19 protein-coding genes and 3 pseudogenes are annotated in these 19,026 nt (G+C 69.5%); 10 read left to right on the top strand and 12 right to left on the bottom strand.

The features are described 5' to 3' along the window. Positions 1 to 28: 28 nt before the first annotated feature. Genes ATK36_RS20675 through ATK36_RS20685 form a run of 3 tightly spaced genes read right to left on the bottom strand, consistent with a single transcriptional unit; the run spans position 29 to position 2,933 of the window. On the bottom strand, positions 29 to 676 hold the full coding sequence (locus ATK36_RS20675) for a TetR/AcrR family transcriptional regulator (RefSeq protein ID WP_098515048.1): 648 nt from the start codon (positions 674 to 676) through the stop codon (positions 29 to 31). Continuing rightward, positions 673 to 2,193: an ATP-dependent acyl-CoA ligase gene (locus ATK36_RS20680; RefSeq protein ID WP_245914938.1), complete on the bottom strand. Its 1,521-nt coding sequence runs from the start codon at positions 2,191 to 2,193 to the stop codon at positions 673 to 675. Before ATK36_RS20680 ends, ATK36_RS20675 begins: the two co-directional genes overlap by 4 nt. Next, complete coding sequence (locus ATK36_RS20685) at positions 2,190 to 2,933, bottom strand: enoyl-CoA hydratase/isomerase family protein (protein WP_098513039.1); 744 nt, start codon at positions 2,931 to 2,933, stop codon at positions 2,190 to 2,192. Before ATK36_RS20685 ends, ATK36_RS20680 begins: the two co-directional genes overlap by 4 nt. A gap of 47 nt (positions 2,934 to 2,980) precedes the next feature. Between ATK36_RS20685 and ATK36_RS20690 the strand changes: the two genes are divergently transcribed. Then, on the top strand, positions 2,981 to 4,558 hold the full coding sequence (locus ATK36_RS20690; RefSeq protein WP_098513040.1) for an amidohydrolase: 1,578 nt from the start codon (positions 2,981 to 2,983) through the stop codon (positions 4,556 to 4,558). A 16-nt stretch (positions 4,559 to 4,574) separates the two neighbouring features. Here ATK36_RS20690 and ATK36_RS20695 read toward each other — a convergent pair whose 3' ends face one another. Further along, entirely contained in the window at positions 4,575 to 4,904 is a 330-nt protein-coding gene (locus ATK36_RS20695; protein ID WP_098515049.1) for an MmcQ/YjbR family DNA-binding protein, read from the bottom strand. A gap of 54 nt (positions 4,905 to 4,958) precedes the next feature. On the opposite strand from ATK36_RS20695, the gene ATK36_RS20700 reads away from it, so the two are divergent. The 5 genes from ATK36_RS20700 (at position 4,959) to ATK36_RS20720 (ending at position 8,658) form a co-directional block, all read left to right on the top strand. Further along, complete coding sequence (locus tag ATK36_RS20700) at positions 4,959 to 5,399, top strand: GNAT family N-acetyltransferase (RefSeq protein ID WP_098513041.1); 441 nt, start codon at positions 4,959 to 4,961, stop codon at positions 5,397 to 5,399. Positions 5,400 to 5,454: 55 nt separating this feature from the next. Then, a complete protein-coding gene (locus ATK36_RS20705; protein WP_098513042.1) occupies positions 5,455 to 6,138 on the top strand; it encodes a metal-dependent transcriptional regulator in 684 nt (227 codons plus the stop codon). A gap of 78 nt (positions 6,139 to 6,216) precedes the next feature. After that, positions 6,217 to 7,032: an LLM class flavin-dependent oxidoreductase gene (locus ATK36_RS20710; RefSeq protein WP_098515050.1), complete on the top strand. Its 816-nt coding sequence runs from the start codon at positions 6,217 to 6,219 to the stop codon at positions 7,030 to 7,032. Positions 7,033 to 7,109: 77 nt separating this feature from the next. After that, positions 7,110 to 7,445 carry a transcriptional regulator gene (locus tag ATK36_RS20715; protein ID WP_098513043.1) on the top strand — a complete coding sequence of 112 codons (336 nt, stop codon included), beginning with the start codon at positions 7,110 to 7,112 and terminating at the stop codon, positions 7,443 to 7,445. Positions 7,446 to 8,016: 571 nt separating this feature from the next. Next, positions 8,017 to 8,658, top strand: coding sequence for an alpha-ketoglutarate-dependent dioxygenase AlkB family protein (locus ATK36_RS20720; RefSeq protein ID WP_098513044.1), 642 nt, complete (start codon positions 8,017 to 8,019; stop codon positions 8,656 to 8,658). On the opposite strand, the pseudogene ATK36_RS32935 reads toward ATK36_RS20720, so the two are convergent. From ATK36_RS32935 to ATK36_RS20745, 5 genes and pseudogenes are all read right to left on the bottom strand, one after another. Further along, positions 8,627 to 9,499: pseudogene (locus ATK36_RS32935) on the bottom strand (5-oxoprolinase subunit C family protein). The gene ATK36_RS20720 and the pseudogene ATK36_RS32935 sit on opposite strands and share 32 nt — an antisense overlap. Next, positions 9,496 to 10,098, bottom strand: a complete 603-nt coding sequence (locus ATK36_RS20730) for a 5-oxoprolinase subunit B family protein (protein ID WP_098513045.1) — start codon at positions 10,096 to 10,098, stop codon at positions 9,496 to 9,498. Before ATK36_RS20730 ends, ATK36_RS32935 begins: the two are co-directional and overlap by 4 nt. Further along, on the bottom strand, positions 10,098 to 10,847 hold the full coding sequence (locus ATK36_RS20735; RefSeq protein WP_098513046.1) for a LamB/YcsF family protein: 750 nt from the start codon (positions 10,845 to 10,847) through the stop codon (positions 10,098 to 10,100). The genes ATK36_RS20730 and ATK36_RS20735 overlap by 1 nt, the downstream gene beginning before the upstream one ends. 7 nt (positions 10,848 to 10,854) lie before the next feature. After that, positions 10,855 to 11,117: pseudogene (locus ATK36_RS20740) on the bottom strand (D-glutamate cyclase family protein); the annotation flags it as partial. Positions 11,118 to 11,124: 7 nt separating this feature from the next. Beyond that, positions 11,125 to 11,995 (bottom strand): annotated as a pseudogene (locus tag ATK36_RS20745) (MFS transporter); the annotation flags it as partial. Between the two features lie 126 nt (positions 11,996 to 12,121). Here ATK36_RS20745 and ATK36_RS20750 point away from each other — a divergent pair. From ATK36_RS20750 to ATK36_RS20760, 3 genes are all read left to right on the top strand, one after another. Next, on the top strand, positions 12,122 to 12,820 hold the full coding sequence (locus tag ATK36_RS20750; RefSeq protein WP_098513047.1) for a GntR family transcriptional regulator: 699 nt from the start codon (positions 12,122 to 12,124) through the stop codon (positions 12,818 to 12,820). A gap of 623 nt (positions 12,821 to 13,443) precedes the next feature. Then, positions 13,444 to 13,644, top strand: a complete 201-nt coding sequence (locus ATK36_RS20755) for a type II toxin-antitoxin system HicA family toxin (protein WP_098513048.1) — start codon at positions 13,444 to 13,446, stop codon at positions 13,642 to 13,644. Continuing rightward, positions 13,641 to 14,021 (top strand): HicB family toxin-antitoxin system, encoded by a 381-nt coding sequence (locus tag ATK36_RS20760; protein ID WP_098513049.1) that lies wholly within the window; start codon positions 13,641 to 13,643, stop codon positions 14,019 to 14,021. Before ATK36_RS20755 ends, ATK36_RS20760 begins: the two co-directional genes overlap by 4 nt. A gap of 89 nt (positions 14,022 to 14,110) precedes the next feature. On the opposite strand, the gene ATK36_RS20765 is transcribed toward ATK36_RS20760, so the two are convergent. After that, a complete protein-coding gene (locus ATK36_RS20765) occupies positions 14,111 to 15,271 on the bottom strand; it encodes an acyl-CoA dehydrogenase family protein (protein WP_098513050.1) in 1,161 nt (386 codons plus the stop codon). Next, positions 15,268 to 17,619, bottom strand: a complete 2,352-nt coding sequence (locus ATK36_RS20770) for a bifunctional salicylyl-CoA 5-hydroxylase/oxidoreductase (RefSeq protein ID WP_098513051.1) — start codon at positions 17,617 to 17,619, stop codon at positions 15,268 to 15,270. The genes ATK36_RS20765 and ATK36_RS20770 overlap by 4 nt, the downstream gene beginning before the upstream one ends. A gap of 67 nt (positions 17,620 to 17,686) precedes the next feature. Between ATK36_RS20770 and ATK36_RS20775 the strand changes: the two genes are divergently transcribed. Further along, positions 17,687 to 18,079, top strand: a complete 393-nt coding sequence (locus ATK36_RS20775) for a RidA family protein (RefSeq protein WP_098513052.1) — start codon at positions 17,687 to 17,689, stop codon at positions 18,077 to 18,079. Here ATK36_RS20775 and ATK36_RS20780 read toward each other — a convergent pair. Continuing rightward, positions 18,069 to 18,917, bottom strand: a complete 849-nt coding sequence (locus tag ATK36_RS20780; RefSeq protein ID WP_098513053.1) for a PaaX family transcriptional regulator — start codon at positions 18,915 to 18,917, stop codon at positions 18,069 to 18,071. The two genes, ATK36_RS20775 and ATK36_RS20780, sit on opposite strands and share 11 nt — an antisense overlap. Between the last annotated feature and the right edge of the window lie 109 nt (positions 18,918 to 19,026).

Below are 19,026 nucleotides of genomic sequence, written 5' to 3' on the forward strand. Positions count from 1 at the left end.
GTTCGCCGCCGGGGCAAGGCGTACCTCACTAATTGCCCGCCCGAACAGGGATGTCCCACACCCGGGCGACCACTTCCCGGCACCGCCGCACCTCGTCCGTGTCCACCGCGGCGGGGTTGCCCAGCGCCCGCAACGCCAGTTCCGCGTAATGCGTGGCCAGCTCTTCCAGCCGCAACGGCCCGCGTGGCGAATACCAGCGGGCCACTCCGCTGCACATTTCCAGCAATGCCCGCCGGGTCACCGCGGGACGTTCGGTGTGGAATGCGCCGCAGCCGACCCCGTCTTCGATGATCCGTGCCCACAACTGCTCGTACTCGTCCCGCAACGCGACCACGCGGCCCCGCGCGTCGGCCGAAAGCGCGTCGACTTCGTTGTCCACCACGCGGGTTTCGCCGGGCGACACGGCGTGCGCGAGCACGTGCAAGGCGACCAGCGCACGCAGCCGGGCCACCGGATCCCCGGCTTCCGTGGTGACCTGCTCCGCCGCGTCGAGCAACCGTTGTAACGCCGTTGTCATGATCTCGACGAGCAGGTCTTCCTTGGTGCCCATGTAGTGGTAGAGCGTGGCCGACGAAAGCTCCGCCCGCTGTGCGAGATCGCGGATACCCGTGCCATGGAAACCTTTGGTGGCAAAGAGTTCCACCGCTGCCGCACGGACTCGTCCGGCGCTGTTCACCGCCACTGCCCGGTACTGCGGTCCCAGGCGCCGGCGCGGAGATCGGCGGCCTTGCGCAGCTCGCCTTTCGCCACGCGTTCGGACGGCGTCAGCGGAAGGTCTTCGGCAAAGGTCCAGAACCGTGGCACCTTGAAGTAGGCCAGCTGCCCGGCGCAGAACTCCGCCAGCTCCGACGGCGGCGGGTGCTCGCCTTCGCACACCACGTAGGCCTTCACCTCCTCGCCGCGTAGCTCGTCGGGCACGGCGAGCACAGCCGCGAGCCGGACCGCCGGGTGCAGCAGCAGCGCGCGTTCCACCTCGTCGGCGGAGATGTTCTCGCCGCTTCGCCGGATCATGTCCTTGGTGCGGCCGACGTAGTAGACGCGCCCCTCGGCGTCCATTCGCGCGAGATCGCCGGTGTGGAGCCAACCGCCGGTGAACGCGCGTGCGGTGGCTTCAGGATCGTCGTGGTAGCCCTGCATCAGGCCGAGCCCGCGGATCAGCAGCTCGCCGGTTTCCCCGCGGGGCAGCGGCTTCCCGTCCTCCCCGGCGATGATCACTTCGCGGTCGCGGGTCGGCCGTCCAATGCAGCCAGTACCGACTGCGACGTCGTGGTCGGCCTCGGAGACCCGGAGATCGCTGCCGCTCTCGGTCATGCCGAAAGCCTCGTACCACGGCACACCCCAGCGTTGCTCCAGCTCGGCATGCAGCTCCGGTGGGATCGACGCCGAGATCGCCCGCACCTTGTGCGCACGGTCGGCCGGGCTCGGTGGCTGGCGCAGCAGCAGCGTGGGCATCAGGCCGAGGCAATAGAACCAGGTCACGCCGTGTTCCCGCACCTTGTCCCAGAACGACGACGGATGGAACCGGTCCAGCACCACGAGCGTGGCACCGCTCGCCAGCCCGAGCGCGACGTTCCACTGTGGATCGATGTAGTGGAACGGCTGGGCGGTGAGCAGGACGTCGCCGGTGCCGATCGAGGGAAAGCCGGTGGTCAGCCCGAGTGCGAGGGTGGTCCAGTAGCGGTGCGGCAGCACGCAGCCCTTCGGCGCGCCGGTGGTACCCGAGGTGTACTGGATGTTCATCGGTTGTTCGGCGACGACCGGATCGGCTTCCCGGACGGTGTCCGAACGCAGCGCGTCCGGCGTGAGCACCCGCTCGACGGCGGTGTCCGGTGCGATCTTCGCCAGCAGCTCCACGAATTCCCCGGCGGCCACGGCGAAGCGGGCGCCGGAGTGACGAAGCACGTGTGCGCCGTCGAACTCGCGGTAATTGATGTTCACCGGGACCACTACCGCGCCGAGCTTCGCGAGCGCGAGCCACAGCAACGGGAACTCGGGTTGATTGCGCAGCATCACCGCCACCCGGTCACCGGTTCGCACGCCCAGTTCGTGCAACCCCGCGGCGAACCGGCCGCTGTGCTCGTCCACCTCGGCGAACGTGTAGCGAGCGCCGGTGGCGTCGAAGTGCCACGCGGTGCGCTCCGGCCACTGCCGCGCGGCCTGCGTAACCAGCGCGACGAGGGTGTCGGCGTTCACGATCGGCTCCGGAAAGCTTCTGTGGACTCCCGGACCGCGGCCGAGTGCTCGGTGATCAGTGCGTGGCTGACCTCAAGCTCCAATGCCGATTCGAGGGCGTGGTCGATGCCGGTATCGAGCGCCCGCTTGGCCATCGTGGCCGCCTCGGGCGGGTGGTGGGCGATCTTCTCCGCCCAGCCCAGCGCGAGCGGCATCAGTTCCTCCGCGGGCACGGCCGCGTTGACCAGGCCCAGTTCGTGTGCGCGGCGGCCGTTGAAGCGCTCGCCGAGCAGCAGCAGTTCCTTCGCCTTGACCGGCCCGACGAGCAGGGGCAGCAATCGCGACGCGGCGCCGGTCACGCTCAATCCGAGCGATACCTCGGGGAACCCGAACACCGCGTCCTCGGCGGCCAGGATCAGGTCGCAGCCCAGTGCGAATTCCGCGCCCGCGCCCAGCGCGTAACCGTGCACCGCGGCGAGCACCGGCTGCGGCAGCGCGCGCAGCCGCCGGGTGATGTCCTGGAGCCGGTCCAGCCGGGTGCGGGAATCGCCTTCGGGCGTGGGTTCCCTGAGGTCGTGCCCGGCGCAGAAGGCGCGCCCGTTTCCCGACAGCAGCACCACCCTGGCGGAGCTGCGGGCGGCGCCGTCGAGCGCGGCGAGGAAGTCGTCCACCAGTACCGGGGCGACCGCGTTCAGCCGCTCGGGACGGTTCAGCCGGATCTGCGCGATGCCGCCTTCGACGGCCAGGTCCACGGTGCTCATGAAGCCGAGCCTAGACGTTCGTTCGATCGATCGATAGGGTCAGTCGCATGCGGGTCGACGCGGTGTACGAGAACGCCCGGCTGGTGACCGGGGGGAGTGCGCTCGCCGTGCTGCACGGCCGGATCGTGGCCGTGGGCGAGGATGTGGAAGGGCTGTCGGCGCGGCGGCGGGTGGACCTCGGCGGCTCGTTCGTCGCGCCTGGTTTCCACGACGCGCACAACCACATGGCCTGGTTCGGCATGGCGCTGGACGACGTGCCGCTGAGCGAGTGTCGCAGCACGGAAGAGATTTACGACGCGATCGCCCGCCGTGCGGCCGGGTTGCCCGCGGGGAGCTGGGTCGTCGGCAGTGGTTACGACCAGAACAAGCTGGCCGGCGGGCAGCATCCGGACCGCCGTGGACTGGACCGCGCGGCCCCAGGCCTGCTCGTGCGGCTGATGCACACCTCGGGGCACATGACGGTGGTCAACTCCGCCGTGCTCGATCAGCTGGACCTGGCGAACGTGCCGGTCGGCGGCGACGTGGTGTGCGACGCCGAAGGCTCGCCCACCGGGCTGCTGCGGGAACAGGCCCAGCTGCTGCTCCGGCCGCTGACCTATCCGGTGCCGATCGAGTCCGTGGTCCGTGGTCTGGACCGGGCCAGTACGCAGTACCTGTCCGAGGGCATCACGAGCGTGCAGGAAGCGGGAATCGGCGGCGGGCTGGTCGGGCAGACGCCCGCCGAGCTGGCCGCGTACCAGCTGGCGCGCGAACGCGGGGTGCTTCGGGTGCGCAGCACGGTGATGGTGTCCGCCAGCGTGCTGCACGAGCTGCCGGACGGGGCAGGGTTCGGTCTGGACCTCGGTCTGCGCACCGGTCTGGGCGACGAGTGGCTGCGCGTCGGGCCGATGAAGCTGTTCGCGGACGGTTCACTGGTGGGCCGTACGTGTGCGATGCACGAGCCGTTCGACGGTGAGCCGGACAACCGTGGCTACTTCCAGGTGCCGGAAGACGAACTGGCCAGGACTATTCGCCTCGCCCACGACGCGGGCTGGCAGATCGCGACGCACGCGATCGGCGACCGCGCGATCACGGTGGTGCTCGACGCCTACGAAGCAGCGCTGGCCGCGACGCCGCGACCGGACCACCGGCACCGGATCGAGCACTGCGCGGTCCTCCAGCCCGCCGAGCTGGCCCGGCTCGCCCGGCTGGGCCTGATTCCGTCTCCGCAAGGCCGGTTCGTGAACGAGCTGGGCGACGGTATGCGTGCCGCGCTCGGCGAGGCCCGGGTGCCGTGGTGCTACCGCCTGCGCAGCCTGCTCGACGCCGGATGCGTCTTGCCCGCCAGCTCCGATCGCCCGGTGGTGGACGGTGCGCCGCTGCTCGGGCTGGCCGACATGGTGGCACGCCGGACTTCGACGGGTGCGCCGTTCGCTCCCGGCGAGGCGCTGACGCCCGCGGAAGCCCTGCGCGCCTACACCTACGGCTCGGCTTACGCCACCTTCGCGGAGTCCTGCCTCGGCACCCTGGAGCCGGGGAAGCTGGCCGATTTCGTCGTGCTGTCCGCGAATCCTCTGTCCACAGTGGAACAACCGGAGGTGCTGGCGACGGCGGTGGCGGGCGAACTGCGGTACGAGGCGGGGTGAGCCGCGTGGCCCGACGCTATCGTTTCCGCGCCCCGGCGACGAACTCCATCGCCTCCCCGGCCAGCTTCGCCCAGCTCAGCGGCGACTCCGGCGCCACCGCGAGCCACTCCTTCATCGGCGTCCCCTTGTTGGCGTCGAACCGCACGCCGTGCCCGTCTTCGACCAGCGCGTCCACCCTGGACTTCGGCAGCTTCACCACCAGCCTGCCCCGCACGTGCATGGCGAAGATCCGGTTGTGCACCCGCAGCGCGTGCGAGCCGAACCCCCGGCTGGCGCCCGGCGGGGTCACCTCCGGCAGCCGCTGGAACTCGTCGACGAGGTCCTCGAACCGTTCGTCCTCGGTCATACCGGCGACGGTACCGACCGGCACCGACAGAAACCGTACAGAAAGGGGCACCCGATGCCCGTGCGCGACGCCGTCTCCGAGGACATCGAGGAGATCTGCACGCTGATCGAGGAGCACGCGGTCTACGAGGACAAGCACGACCTCAAACTGGACCGCGCGCAGATGAGCGGGCACCTGTTCGGCCCGGAACCCAAGGCGTGGGTGCTGATCGCCACCCCGCCCGGGCGTCCGGACGAGGTCGCCGGATTCGCCTTCTGCAGCTGGAACTTCTCCACCTGGGAGGGCCGGCCGGGGATCTGGCTGGACGATCTGTTCGTCCGCCCGCAGCATCGCCGGCACGGACTCGGCCAGGAACTGCTGGACGCGCTGCGGGACCGCACCACCGGCCGGGTGGAATGGGACATGCAGGCGGGCAACGAGAAGGGCGAGGCGTTCTACGCGCAGCTCGGCGCGGAGCCGGTCCCGGGCTGGATCCGCTACCGCTGGCGGCGCTGAGCACACCCCCGCACCTTCGCGGATCGTGACGGGAGTAGCCCGTATCGTAGGCGGCATGGAAGATGGTTCCGCCCGGAAGTCGTCCTCGGTCGAGGACTACGTGCGGGTGATCTACGGCCTCGTCGAACGGGGCGAGGCGGTCACCAACGCGTCGCTGGCCGGGCGGCTCGAGGTCAGCCCGTCCTCGGCGTCCGGAATGGTCACCAAGCTGGCGCAGCTCGGGCTGGTCGAGCACGTGCCCTACCACGGCATCGAGCTGACCGGCGAGGGCAGGCAGCTGGCCCGTTCGGTGCTGCGCAGGCACCGGCTGATCGAGACCTACCTGGTCTCCGAGCTGGGCTACACCTGGGACGAGGTGCACGCCGAGGCGGACGCGCTGGAACACGCGGTGTCCGATCTGCTGATCAAGCGGATCGCGGCGAAGCTGGGCGACCCGGCCCGTGATCCGCACGGCGACCCCATCCCGGCCGCGGACGGCAGCGTCGAGGAGCTGCCGATGCGCATCCTGGACGATCTGCCGCCGGGCGCGGTCGGCGAGATCGTGCGGGTCTGGGACACCGATCCGGACCTGCTGCGGTATCTCACCGAGCACGCGATCTCCCTCGGCGAGCGGATCGAAGTGGTGGAGCGCCAGCCGTTCGGCGGTCCGATGGTGGTCAAGGTGGGCCAGCCGCCGCACGACGCCACGCACGCCATCGGCAAGGAGATCGCGCAGGCGCTGTCGGTCGCGCTGCGCTGAGCTGCGTCCGCGGGCGTACGCGCGGGTGTCGCCGCCGGGCGGATGTGCCGTCCCGCGCCGTCGCCGACCATGGTCGGCATGACCACCGAACAGTTCCGCTTTGGCATCGTCGCCGGGTACGCCCCGGATCTGGCGTCCTGGACCGCGCAGGCCCGCCGGATCGAGGAACTCGGCCTGGACACGATGCTCGCGACCGATCCGGTCGGCGGGCTCGACCCGTTGACGCTCGTCCCGGCCGCCGCGGCGGTGACCAGCAGGCTGACCGTCGGCACGTTCGTCCTCGCCGATCCCTTCCGCGACGCCCGTCAGCTCGCCTGGCAGGTCGATTCACTGCATCGGGCCACCGGTGGGCGGTTCGAGCTGGGGCTCGGCGTCGGGCATCCGGGTGCCGGCGCGCAGGCGGCCGCGCTCGGCCGTGAGTTCGCCGCTCCGGCCGAACGCGTCGCCCGGCTCGCCGACACTCTCGATCTGCTCCGTGAGTCGCCTTCCCGGCCTCGGCTGCTGCTCGCCGCCGCCGGGCGCAGGATGCTCCGGCTCGCCGCGCGGACCGCGGACACAGTCACCTTCGCCTGGTCCCCGCGGACCACCGAGGAGCAAGCAGATTCCATTGTGGACACTCTGCGGGCGGAGGCGGGCGGCCGGGACCTCGAACTGGCGGTGAACCTGGTCGCGATCGGCGCCGTTCCGTCCCCGCAGCTGGCGAAGTTCACCGGGATCGACGTGCCGCAGCTGATCGAGGAGAAGGCGGTCACGGTGCTGCCTTCGGATCCCTCGGCCGCCGCGGACACCCTTGCCCGCTGGCGGCAGCGGTGGGGAATTTCCTATGTGACGGTCAATTCCGGTTACGCCGCAACGCTTGCGGAGATCGCGGCGGGGCTGCCCGCGCGTGGGTGAGGGCTCTTCCGATCAAGCTGCCCGCGGGCCTACCCTCTCTGGGATTTCCCGCAGATGGTTGGTTCGGAGCGTGCGCGATGACCGGTCGGCGAGCGGTCGGGCAAGAGCACCCGACGGTGCCGGAACTCGAGCGGCTGCTCGAAAGCGGGCCGTTCGCGGAGGCATTGAGAACGGCGATCCGGGTCCGCGGGCTCGGCCTGGAACGGATCAGGTACCGCCTGCGCAGCCGGGGCACGCCGATCAGCCTCGCCACGCTGAGTCACTGGCAGTCCGCGCGCTGCCGCCCCGAGCGTCCGGAATCCTTGCGGGCGTTGAGGAGTCTCGAAGACATCCTCGGCGTGCCGGACGGCGCGCTGATTCGGTTGCTCGGCCCGCCACGTCCGCGCGGGGGCCATCCGCCCCCAGGTCTGTGAAGGGGCCCTTCACAGACTCTGCGGACAGGGTCCCGGCAAAGTTGGTCGAGGACCCGTGATCAGCAGGGAGAGCGGTGGCTGCCGCGTCATCATCGACGGCGCCTGCCATCTCGATCGATTACGCCCGGCAGCAAGCGAAGCTATCGATTGCGTCCGGCAGCAGGCGAAGCGGAGGTGTTCGAGACGCGCGACCACCTCGTGGTGTGTGCGCCGGACCTGTCCCGGGTCTGTGAAGGGGCCCTTGACGGACTCTGAGTCTGTGAAGGGCCCCTTCACGGACCTTCACGGACCTCCGCAGTCTGCGCCCCCTCACACCGACTTTGCCGGAACCCTGGACTCTGCGGCTGTGAAGGGCCCCTTCACGGACTCTGCGGCTGTGAAGGTTCCCTTCACGGACGTCCTGGCGCGCGACGGCGGGCGATCTTGTTTCCGAGTTGTAGCTGATCGGGGCTGGTGCGGGCGGCGGGGGTGTGGAAGTCTGCGGTCGTGGCGGCAAGTGGCGAGGGGAACCCGCCGCAGGAGCGCCCGCACGGGTGGCTCCTGCGGCCGTCCGCCCGGCACAATCGGCCCGGTGGACCCATCGGATGCGCTGCTGCCGCGACCGCGTAGGGAGATCGTGCCGGGGGCGGTACACGTCCCGGACTGGCTCGATCCCGCGCAGCAGCGCGCGCTCGTCGAGGCGTGCCGTGGCTGGCGCGGATACCGCGCGACCCGGCTGCCCGGTGGCGGCGTGATGTCCGTACGCACAGTGTGTCTCGGCTGGCAGTGGCTGCCCTACCGCTACTCGCGTACGCGCGAGGACGGTTCGCCGGTGCAGCCGTTCCCCGGCTGGCTCGCCGACCTCGGCCGTCGCGCGCTGGCCGATGCCTATGGTCGTCCGGCCGCGGATTACCACCCGGATGTCGCCCTGGTGAACTACTACGACGATGCCGCGAAAATGGGCATGCACCAGGACAAGGACGAGCGGTCCCCGGACCCGGTGGTCTCGCTCAGCCTCGGCGACACGTGCGTGTTCCGCTTCGGCAACACCGAGCACCGTAACCGTCCGTATACCGACATCGAGCTGCGGTCCGGCGACTTGTTCGTGTTCGGCGGCGCGGCCCGGCTGGCCTTTCACGGGGTGCCGAAGACGTTGCCCGGTACCGCGGATCCGGAGCTCGGCCTGACCGGGCGGCTCAATCTCACGCTGCGAGTGTCCGGCCTCGCAGCGTGAACCGCACCCGTTGCCCCGGCCGCAGCTGCGCGGCGAGGTCCAGATCGGGCTCGGGGACGACCGCGGCCACGGGATAACCGTCGGTCACCGGGTGATCGGCGAGGAACAGGATCGGCATTCCGGACGGCGGCACCTGCAGCGCGCCCGGCACGGCCGCCTCGGGAGCTGGCTCGCCATGGCGCACGCGGGTGAGCGCGGGTCCGGAAAGCCGCACGCCGACCCGGTCGAGATCACTGGTCACGGTATAGTCAGTACCGACCACAGTGGACAGTGTGGAGCCGGTGAACCAGTCCACCCGTGGGCCAGTTCCAGGCGCAGCAACGGTTATTCGGCCCACGGCGGGCGAGGCGCGAAGTCGGCCGCAGGCCAGCCGTGGACGAGACGGCCGATCGGCAGGCTCATTCCGGCGGTGAGTGGCGGTGGCCTAGTCCGCCCAGCGTGTCGGTGGCGCATGCGCCGAGTACCGGTGGCAGGTCGAAGCCGCCGCGTACCGCGACGTAGCTGCGCAGTCCTCGCTCGGCTGTGCCCAGCCGGAGTTCTTCGCCGGGACGCAGCATGATCGGTGCGTACGTCGCCGCCGCGTGGCCCCCGGCCTGAACCGGTACCTCTGCGCCGATGACTGCGACGGTCGAGTGTTCCGACACCCGCATCCGTAGTCCGCCGAGCGTCACTTCGGGTGCAGCGTGTGTCTTGGGGTTGCCCACGAGCCGGTTCGCGAGTTCAGCGCGCCACGGTCGGCCGCGCCGGACCGTCCGACGCCCACCGTCGCGTACCCCGTGCGCCCGAGGCCCTGGACGGTGGCGAATGGCCCGGGATCGAGGATCTCGGCTTTGCCGGTCAATCGAGCACCTCGAACCGCACCTGAGTGCCCGGCGACAGCAGGTTCGGCTGCGGCCGCTCGATGTCCCAGACCGGGGCGTCGGTGTGCCCGAGCAGATGCCAGCCGCCTGGTGACGGATGCGGGTAGACAGCCGTGTACTCGCCTGCGATGGCAACCGCGCCGGCTGGCACGCGCGTCCGTGGCGTACTGCGGCGAGGTAAGTGCAGCTGTGGGTCGAGCCCGGTCAGGTACGCGAATCCCGGTGCGAAGCCGCAGAACGCTGCGACGTACGTTCCCACGGAATGTCGTCGTACGACCTCCTCGACCGAATAGCCGGTGGCGTCGGCGACCTCGGCCAGGTCTGCGCCGTCGTAGCGCACTGACAGCGTGACAGTGTCCGCTTCGCGGGTCGGCTGTTCCACTATGGACAGTTCGGATAGTGCACGGCTGATCGTGGCTGCGTCGGTGCGTGTCGGGTCGAACTGCACTAATAACGTGCGTGCTGCCGGGACCAGCTCCACGACGCCTTCTGGAGGATCGGCCTGGCACGCGGCTTGAAGGCCCAGTACGTCGTCTACCTCTACCAACACTGCCGAGTCGCCGTACCGCAAGATCCGCATCACACGAACGACCTCAGCGGTACACCGGCTTCGGTGAGCGAAGCGCGGATTCGGCGGGCCAACTCGACCGCGCCCGGTGTATCCCCGTGTACGCACAGAGAGTCAGCGCGAAGCGTCAGCTGCCCGCCTTCGATGTCGGTGATGTCCCCGGTGGTCGCCATGGTGAGCGCGCGCGTCGCGACGGTCGACGCGTCGTGAAGAACAGCTCCGGGCTTCTTTCGCGACACCAGCCGGCCTTCAGGCGTGTACGCACGGTCCGCGAACGCTTCTGCGTACGTCAGGACGCCGGCTGCCCTCGCAGCGTGGAGCATCTCCGAATCCGGAGGACACAGCAGCGCCAGATCCTCGTGGTATCGCCGTACGCCTTCGACGAGTGCAGCAGCCTGCTCCTGGTCAACGGCCGCGGTGTTGTACAGCGCGCCGTGCGCCTTGACGTAGCGCACGCGACTGCCCGCGGCGCGCGCGAAGCCGTCGAGCGCACCGATTTGGTAGAGCACTTCGTCGGCGAGGTCTTCCGGAGCGATGTCGAGCGCGCGCCGGCCGAACCCGGCCAGGTCGCGATAGCCGACGTGCGCTCCGATGGCGACTCCGCGCTCTGCCGCGCGGTCGCACACGCGACGCATCACCCGCGCTTCCCCGGCGTGGAAGCCGCACGCGACGTTCGCGCTGGTCACGATGTCGAGCATGGCTTCGTCGTCGCCCATTTTCCAGGCGCCGAAGCCTTCGCCGAGGTCGCTGTTGAGATCCATGTCGGTCCACCCGGTAGTCGCGGTCTCGCTGGTCGGTCAAGAACATGTACCCCGGTGCGTGCGTGATGGCGAACGGGGGCCGGGACGCGATCAGCACGGCCTGCGGTGTGACCCCGCACGCCCAGAACACCGGCACGTCGCCCGGCTCGGCCACACCACCGGATCACCGAAGTCCGGCCGGTCCAGGTCGGCGATGCCCAGCTCCGCCGGATCACCGACATGCACCGGCGCTCCGTGTATCGCGGGCATCGCGCCGCTGATACGTACGGCGTCCGTTGAGGTACCCGCCGCAGATGTAGCCGATGAACGCGCCCGGAATCAGCAGCGCGAAGTACCCGCCAGTGTTGACCACGGACAAGCCGCGGCTCACCTTGAGGTAGTTCGGCATCCATGTGAACAGTGTGTAGTAGCCGCCCTGTACGCCGGTCGCGAGGAAAGCCGCTGCGTAACAAGCCAGGCTGAAAGATGGCGACGAGCGAACCACGGCTCTTCGTCGCCGTACGGCGCGCCGTGACCTCCGGAGCATCCTCGACGCTGCGTCGTACCCACAGCACGAGCAACGCGGGGAGCACACCGATCCAGAACAGCGCGCGCCACGCGATGTCGGCATCGAGCACGCTGAACAGCACGGTGTACATGATCACCAGCAGGCCCCAGCCCACTGCCCACGCGCTCTGTACGAAGGCGACAGTGCGGCCGCGGTAGCGCGTAGCGCAGTACTCGGCCACCAGCGCCGCGCCGACCGCCCACTCACCACCGAACCCAAGACCCTGAAGGCCGCGGAAGATCAGCAGTGTCTCGAAATTGGGCGCGAAGCCGCACAGCACCGTGAAGACGGTGTACATCGCGATGGTCAGCTGCAGCGTGCGTACGCGGCCGATGCGGTCGGCCAGCACCCCTGCACCGACCCCACCGATCGCGGACACCACCAGCGTCGTGGTGCTCAGCAGGCCGGCTTCTTCGGAGCTGATGCCGAAGTACGCGGTGATCGCGGCCAGTCCGAACGGCAGGGTCTGGTAGTCGAATGAATCGAGGCCGTATCCGCCGAACGCCCCGAGGAAAGCGCGTCGGCCCTTGTGGCCGAGGGAGCGGTACCAGGCGAACGGGCGGACCGCGTCCGTGGTGCCTTCGGTGACAGGGACGTTCATGGGTCAGCACCTCACAGGGGACGACTCAGAGTGGCACAGGTCACAAAGGGGTACCGTATGGATTGTTGAACAATCCCACAAGGCTCTCAGTGGATCGTCCCTCATTTGTTGGCTAGGCTCGGTCCGGTGGGCACCGAGGACACCCCGCCGGGGCTGGCAGCCGATCGCGGACTGCTGGGCCGGACGAGTACCGCCGAGCGCGTGGCCGGCGTGCTGCGCACCCGGATCGCGGAGGGCTTCTTCCCGCCCGGCAGCCGGCTTTCCGAACAGGACATCGGCAGCGCGCTGGGCGTTTCCCGCAATACTCTGCGTGAGTCGTTCCGGCTGCTGACCCACGAACGGCTGCTGGTGCACGAGCTGAACCGCGGCGTGTTCGTGCGGATGCCGAGCGTCGAGGACGTCCGCGACATCTACCGGGTGCGCAAGATCGTGGAATGCGCGGCAGTCCGCGGGGTCACCGGGAAACCGGGCAGCTACCGGCGGATCGCGGGCACCGTGGCGGACGGGGACCGGGCCGCTCGCGAGGCCCGCTGGCAGGACCTCGGCACCGCGAACATCCGGTTTCACACCGAACTAGTGGCGCTCATGGACAGTGCTCGTGTAGCCGAGCTGATGCAGGGGCTCACCGCGGAACTGCGCCTGGTCTTCCACGTGATGGCCGACCCGCGTCGATTCCATGAGCGGTACCTGCCGCGCAATCACGAAATCTTGACTGTCCTCGAAGCGGGGGACGGTGTCCGTAGCGCCGACCTGCTCGCCACCTATCTCGACGACGCCGAAGCCCAGCTGGTGGAGGCGTACGCGGAGCGCATTCCCGGAAAATGACTCAACCGCAAGGTTTCCGGCGCGGACGGGCGGGGATGGTGCCCGTTGGGGCGGACTCTTCGCGCGGTGCCTGACGTGCGTGGTGGCCGCGGCTAGCGTCGCGGGCAGTCGCGTGCGAATCCACCCGGCAACCCCGGGACCCCCAGCCGGGGCGTGCCAGGTGGAGCCGGACCGGCTAGGGCCGCCCCCTGAACCGGTCCGGCCGCACGTGGCGTGGGAGATGGTGAAACGCGGTGGGCCGTGGTCCCCGGGGGGAGATGACGGCCCATCGCCACCTGCCGGGCTTGCCCCGTTCTCCGGTCCAGCACGATCCGTGCACAGTGGACTGTCCGTAACCAGCGCATCCGCGGTATTCGGCCATGCTCGCTGGTCCGGGTGGGCTGGCCGTCGGATGCGGTGCCCACCTGGGTGCGGAACCGAGTCTCGTGCCGGTGGTCGTCGCCGCGGCCGCGTGCGCTGTGCCGCTTGCGGTCTGCCTTGTGCGCGCTGATCGCACGGCCTTGGCCGGCGGGCGCCAGCTCGGGGCGGCCGTGGGTGGAGCACACTCGTCGTGGCGCCGCACGCGTCCCTTCCGCGTCTAGGCCGCCTTGACTTGATTTGTCTAGGCTGACTTGACTAGCCTCATGGTTGGCGACCAGCCCACCCGCAAGATGGTGAAAGCCCTCCGGGCCACCGGATTCCAGCCTGTCCGCACCGTTGGCAGTCACACGATGGGGAAGTCCGAGGACGGCAAAGTCCAGATCGCCGTGCCCGACGGACACCGCACCATCTCGGCCGGGGTGGCCCGCAAGATCCTGAAGGCAATCGAGGAGGCCGAGCAGTGAAGACCTACCAGGTAACCGTTACCCGCGAAGGGAACTGGTGGATGGTGCACATTCCCGAGATCGACGGGCTCACCCAGGCCCGTCGCCTCGGCGAGGCACCCCTCATGGCCCGCGAGTACATCGCTGCCAGCGTCGGCGCCGACCTCGAGGACGTGGAAGTCGACCTCCGGATCGACGCTGTCGGCGAGGTCACCGGCATCGCCGGACGGCTCAAGGCGATCGAGGAGCAACGCGCCCGCGCGAAAGAGCTGGTCGACCGTGCTGCGGCCGAGGCATCCAGCCTCGCGAAGGAACTCGCCGAGGAGATCCCGTTGCGCGACGTCGGCGCCGTACTTGGGGTGTCCTATCAGCGAGTGCACCAGCTGGTGCACTCGTAGCGGAGCGGGCGCAGCTCACGCCTGGGGTGAACAGGATGTGGGCCACGCTGGCTCGATCGGAAGCCCCGCCGCGCGGTGCCGGCTGCGCGTCAGGCAGACGTGGTCCCGTGGCTGTCTCGTAGCGATCGGGCGATGATGGTGCGCTGGATTTCCGACGCCCCTTCGTAAATCCGGGGCGCACGGACCTCGCGATAGAGGTGTTCGAGCAAATGGCCACGACGGAGCGCGCGGGCGCCATGCAGTTGCACGGCCGAATCGACGACGTACTGCGCTGCTTCGGTGGCGAAGAGCTTGGCCATCGCTGCGCGTCCGGCGAGATTCGGTTCACCCGCGTCGTACGCCGAAGCTGCGGTGTACACGAGAAGCCGCGCGGCTTCGGTGCGGGTGGCCATCTCCGCGAGCGTGTGCGCGACAGTTTGCTGCTTGACCAACGGTCCGCCGAAGGCTTCGCGCTCGGCGGTGTATTCCACGGCCGCGTCCAGCGCGGCTTGCGCCATCCCGACGGCGAACGCTCCGACGCTCGGGCGGAACAAGTCCAGCGTCCGCATGGCGACGGCGAAACCGCGGTTCTCCTCGCCCAGCAGTTCGTCACGGTCCACGCGAACGCCGTCGAACACCAGCGTGCCGATCGGATGCGGGCTCACCAGGTCGAGATGCTCCCCGCCGAGCCCGGACCGGTCGCCGGGCACCACGAACGCACTCACGCCCCGGGCGCCCGCACCCGGGGTCGTCCGGGCGAAAACCGTGTAGAAATCGGCTTCCGGCGCGTTGGAGATCCACATCTTCTCGCCGGTCAGCCGCCAGCCGTCGCCGTCGGGCTCGGCGGCCAGCCGCAACGCGGCGGCGTCCGAACCGGCCTCGGGCTCGGTGAGCGCGAACGCGGCAACCGCGTCACCGGAAGCGACTGCGGGCAGCCAGCGGGACACCTGTTCGTCCACACCGGACTGGAGAATCGGATAGCTGCCAAGCCCTTGCAACGCAAGCGCGGTCTCCGCTTCGGTGCACTGCCCGGCGAGTGCCTCCCGAAGCAGGCAGAGATCCATCGCAGCCGCCTGCCGGGTCGGCTGTCCACTTTCGACTCCGGGGAACAGGCGCGCGAGCAGGCCGTCCGCGCCCATCGCCTTGAGGAGCGGCCGGTTCACCGCACCTTCGGCGCCCGCTGCGGCCAGCGGGCGGAGCCGGTCGGCGGCGATCTGACGGACCGAAGCGGTCAGTGCTCGTTGCTCCGGCGTCAGGGCGAACGCGTTCATCGGGCGCTCTCCGGTCGCCAGCGGGCATGTGCGGTCTGGTGCCCGCCGGTGCGGACGAGGTCCAGCCGTGGCTGTGGTCCGTCCGTGCGGCCGGTCTGCGGCTTTCGCTTCCCGGCCGCCCACGGCAGGGGCCAGGCGACGGGGTAGTCCTGCTCGGCCGCCGCGTGCAAAGTCCACTGTGGATCGTAGAGGTGGCTGCGCCCGATCGCGCACAGATCCGCGCGGCCGGCCAGGATCAGCGAGTTCACGTCGTCGTAGGAGGAGATCGCGCCGACCGCGATCACCGCCGTGCCGTAGCGCCTGCCGACCTCGTTACGGATGCGGTCGGCGTACGGGGTCTGGTAGCTGCGCCCGAATTCGGGCCGCTCCTCGCTGACCACCTGCCCGGTCGACACGTCGATCGCCGCTGCGCCGTGCTCGGCGAATGCCTGCGCGATCGCCACCGCTTCGTCGGCGTCGTTGCCGCCGGGGAACCAGTCCGTGGCCGAGATCCGGACGGTCATCGGCCGCTGCGCCGGCCACGCCGCGCGCATCGCGTCGAACACCTCCAGCGGGAACCGCTGCCGGTTCTCCGGTGAGCCGCCGTACTCGTCAGTGCGGTGATTGGTGAGCGGGGACAGGAAGGAGGACAGCAGATATCCGTGCGCGCAATGCAGTTCCAGCAGATCGAATCCGGCACGGGCCGCGGCGCGCGTGGCCGAGGCGAACTGTTCGCGGATCTCCGAAAGCTCCACAATGGACAGCTCACGCGGGGTCTGATTCTTCGGCGAGTACGGCAGCGGCGACGGACCGCAGACCTCCCACCCGCCTTCCGGCAGCGGGTCGTCCATGCCTTCCCACATCAGTTTCGTGGCGCCCTTGCGGCCGGAATGTCCCAGCTGCAGGCCGATCTTCGCGGGCGTCTCCCGATGCACGAAATCGACGATCCGCTGCCACGCCCGTTCCTGCTCGGCGGTGTAGAGTCCGGGGCAGCCCGGCGTGATCCGGCCCTGCCCGGACACGCAGATCATCTCGGTCATCACCAGCCCGGCGCCGCCGAGTGCCTTGCCTCCGAGGTGCACCAGGTGAAATTCGCCCGGCACACCGTCCACAGCGGAGTACATGTCCATAGGGGACACTACGACGCGATTGGCCAGCTCCAGCGGGCCGATCCGCACCGGCTGGAACATCGGCGGGGCCACGGTCGTGCCCAGTGAACCGGCGAACCACTCGTCCAGCTCGGCGGTGAACTCGCGGTCGCGCAGCTTGAGGTTGTCGTAGGTGACGCGGCGGCTGCGGGTGAGCAGGTTGAACGCGAACTGCGCCGACTCCTGATGCGTGTACTGCGCGAGGTTTTCAAACCATTCGAGACTCGCCTGCGCGGCCCGCTGAGTGGAGGCGACCACCGGCCGGCGCTCTTCCTCATACGCAGCAAGGGCTTCCGGCACGTTCGGCTGTTCGTGCAGGCAGGCGGCAAGCGCAAGAGCGTCTTCCATGGCGAGCTTCGTGCCGGAGCCGATGGAGAAGTGCGCGGTGTGCGCGGCATCGCCGAGCAGTACGACGTTGCCGTGCACCCAGCGTTCACAACGCACCGTGCCGAAGGTGCCCCACTTGGAGTTGTTGGCCAGTATCCGGTGCCCTTCGAGCACATCGGCGCACAGCTCGCGGATCAGCTCGATCGACTTCTCGTCGCTTTCCCCCGGCCCCAGCCCGCTCGCGGCGATCGGCGCGAACGCCCGCTGCCACACTTGCTCGTGCAGCTCCACGATGAACGTGCTGCCGTCGCGTCCGTAGGGGTAGCCGTGGATCTGCATGATCCCATGCGGGGTTTCGAGGACGTGGAACTTGAACGCGTCGAAAACGAGATCGGTGCCCAGCCAGAGGTAACGGCACTGCCGGGTTTCCACCGACGGCCCGAATGCCCCGGCGAACCTGGTCCGCGCCGCCGAATTCACCCCGTCCGCGGCGACCACGAGATCGTATTCCGCGGCGAGTCCGGCGGCATCCGGGGCGGGGGTGGAGAAGCGCACGTCCACGTCGAGATCGCGGCAGCGCTGCTGAAGGATCGCCAGCAGCCGATTGCGGCTCATCGCCGCGAAACCGTGCCCGCCCGAGGTGGTCACGGTGCCGCGGTAGTGCACGTCGATGTCGTCCCAGCGAGCGAATTCGCGGCTCATCGCCTCGTGCACCACGGCGTCGGCATGTTCGATCCCGCCGAGGGTCTCGTCGGAGAACACCACGCCGAAGCCGAACGTGTCGTCGGGCGCGTTGCGCTCCCAGACGGTGATCTCGTGCGCCGGGTTCAGCTGCTTCGCAAGCACGGCGAAGTACAGCCCGGCCGGACCGCCGCCTAGCACCGAAATTCGCACGAGGCTCAGGATATGTCGCACTACGTACGACCGTCAAGAATACGAGAGATGAGCTACGCTGGCCGCTATGGAACGGATCAACCCGCCCGAGCTGGCGCGTCCGTCGGGCTTTTCGCACGTGGTGACCGCGGAGGGCCGGTTCGTGTTCCTCGCCGGGCAGACCGCGCTGGACGTGGACAACCGGATCGTCGGCGAGGACGTGGTGGCGCAGTTCGAACGCGCGCTCGGCAACCTGCTCACGGCGTTGCGCGCGGCGGGGGGTGAACCGTCGGACCTGTGCAGTCTCACCGTGTACATCGTCGATATGGACGACTATCGCGCCCACGCGCGTGAGATCGGCCGGGTGTGGAAGAGGCTCGTCGGCACGGAGTACCCGGCGATGGCCGGGATCGGAGTGAGCCGGCTGTGGGACGTCGAAGCGCTGGTGGAGGTCCAGGGTTTCGCGGTGATCAGCCGCTGAGCGCCTGCCGGAGATACTGCTGTGCCGAGGACTCCAGGCGGTCGTGCAGGGTGAAGAACACTTCCGCGGCACGGATTCCGGACCAGCCAGGCGGCAGCAGCTCGGCCGGCAGACCCGGGTCCAGGTACGGCATCCGCCGCCAGCCGGTGAGCACGCGCAGGTAGTCGGCGAACGCTTCGTCGAGCGGGGTCGTCCGGCGCCGCTGCCAGCGCCGCAGCGTCGGCTCGTGCTCTTCGAGGAACGCGGTGTACAGCTCGTCGAGCTGGCCGAGATCCCACCACTCGCGTACCTTCTCGCGGGCGTCGCCGAACGCGAGATGCTCAGCGTGGAAGAGATCGGCGTACCCGTCCAGGCCGAGCCGGACGAGCGTCGCCGCGGTGACCTCGTGCAGATGCGCCGGCGCGATCCAGACGCCCGAGGACGCGGTGCCGAAGCCGAGGCGGGACAGCTGGGTACGCAGCACGTGCCGCTTGTGCCGCTCCGCCTCGGGCACGGAGAACACCGCCAGTAGCCAGCCCGCGCCGAGAGCGGCCCGCTCGCGACGGAAGATGCGTTCGTCGCCTTCGCGGAGGATGTCCAGCGCGGTGGCCGACAGCTCGTACCCGGCCATGCCGTCGTGGCGGACCGCCTGCAGGATGCCGCGGCGCTTGAGCCGGGAGATCGAGGAGCGCACCGCCGGTTCGTCCACGCCGGCCTCGGCGAGCAGGCCGATCAGCGTGGCCACGGACAGCCATCCGCCGCCGGTCCGGTGGTGCAGACCGTAGACCGACACGATGAGCTGCCGGGGCTGCGCCGCGCGGCCGGTTTCGGCGTCGGTTGTCTCCGGTACGACCGTCACCCGGTGACCATACCCGGGGCCAAGGGTCCGTGAAGGGCCCCTTCACGGAATCAGAGTCCGTGAAGGACCCCTTCACGGCTGTGCGTCGGCGAGTAGCATTTCCGCCGCA

Source organism: Amycolatopsis sulphurea, assembly GCF_002564045.1.
GTDB classification, from domain to species: Bacteria; Actinomycetota; Actinomycetes; order Mycobacteriales; family Pseudonocardiaceae; genus Amycolatopsis; species Amycolatopsis sulphurea.

Excerpts from the sequence above, each read along its gene's own strand:
- ATK36_RS20685 (WP_098513039.1), bottom strand. The coding sequence starts at position 2,933 with ATGAGCACCGTGGACCTGGCCGTCGAAGGCGGCATCGCGCAGATCCGG.
- ATK36_RS20690 (WP_098513040.1), top strand. The coding sequence starts at position 2,981 with ATGCGGGTCGACGCGGTGTACGAGAACGCCCGGCTGGTGACCGGGGGG.
- ATK36_RS20695 (WP_098515049.1), bottom strand. The coding sequence starts at position 4,904 with ATGACCGAGGACGAACGGTTCGAGGACCTCGTCGACGAGTTCCAGCGG.
- ATK36_RS20700 (WP_098513041.1), top strand. The coding sequence starts at position 4,959 with ATGCCCGTGCGCGACGCCGTCTCCGAGGACATCGAGGAGATCTGCACG.
- ATK36_RS20705 (WP_098513042.1), top strand. The coding sequence starts at position 5,455 with ATGGAAGATGGTTCCGCCCGGAAGTCGTCCTCGGTCGAGGACTACGTG.
- ATK36_RS20710 (WP_098515050.1), top strand. The coding sequence starts at position 6,217 with ATGACCACCGAACAGTTCCGCTTTGGCATCGTCGCCGGGTACGCCCCG.
- ATK36_RS20715 (WP_098513043.1), top strand. The coding sequence starts at position 7,110 with ATGACCGGTCGGCGAGCGGTCGGGCAAGAGCACCCGACGGTGCCGGAA.
- ATK36_RS20730 (WP_098513045.1), bottom strand. The coding sequence starts at position 10,098 with ATGCGGATCTTGCGGTACGGCGACTCGGCAGTGTTGGTAGAGGTAGAC.
- ATK36_RS20735 (WP_098513046.1), bottom strand. The coding sequence starts at position 10,847 with ATGGATCTCAACAGCGACCTCGGCGAAGGCTTCGGCGCCTGGAAAATG.
- ATK36_RS20755 (WP_098513048.1), top strand. The coding sequence starts at position 13,444 with ATGGTTGGCGACCAGCCCACCCGCAAGATGGTGAAAGCCCTCCGGGCC.
- ATK36_RS20765 (WP_098513050.1), bottom strand. The coding sequence starts at position 15,271 with ATGAACGCGTTCGCCCTGACGCCGGAGCAACGAGCACTGACCGCTTCG.
- ATK36_RS20775 (WP_098513052.1), top strand. The coding sequence starts at position 17,687 with ATGGAACGGATCAACCCGCCCGAGCTGGCGCGTCCGTCGGGCTTTTCG.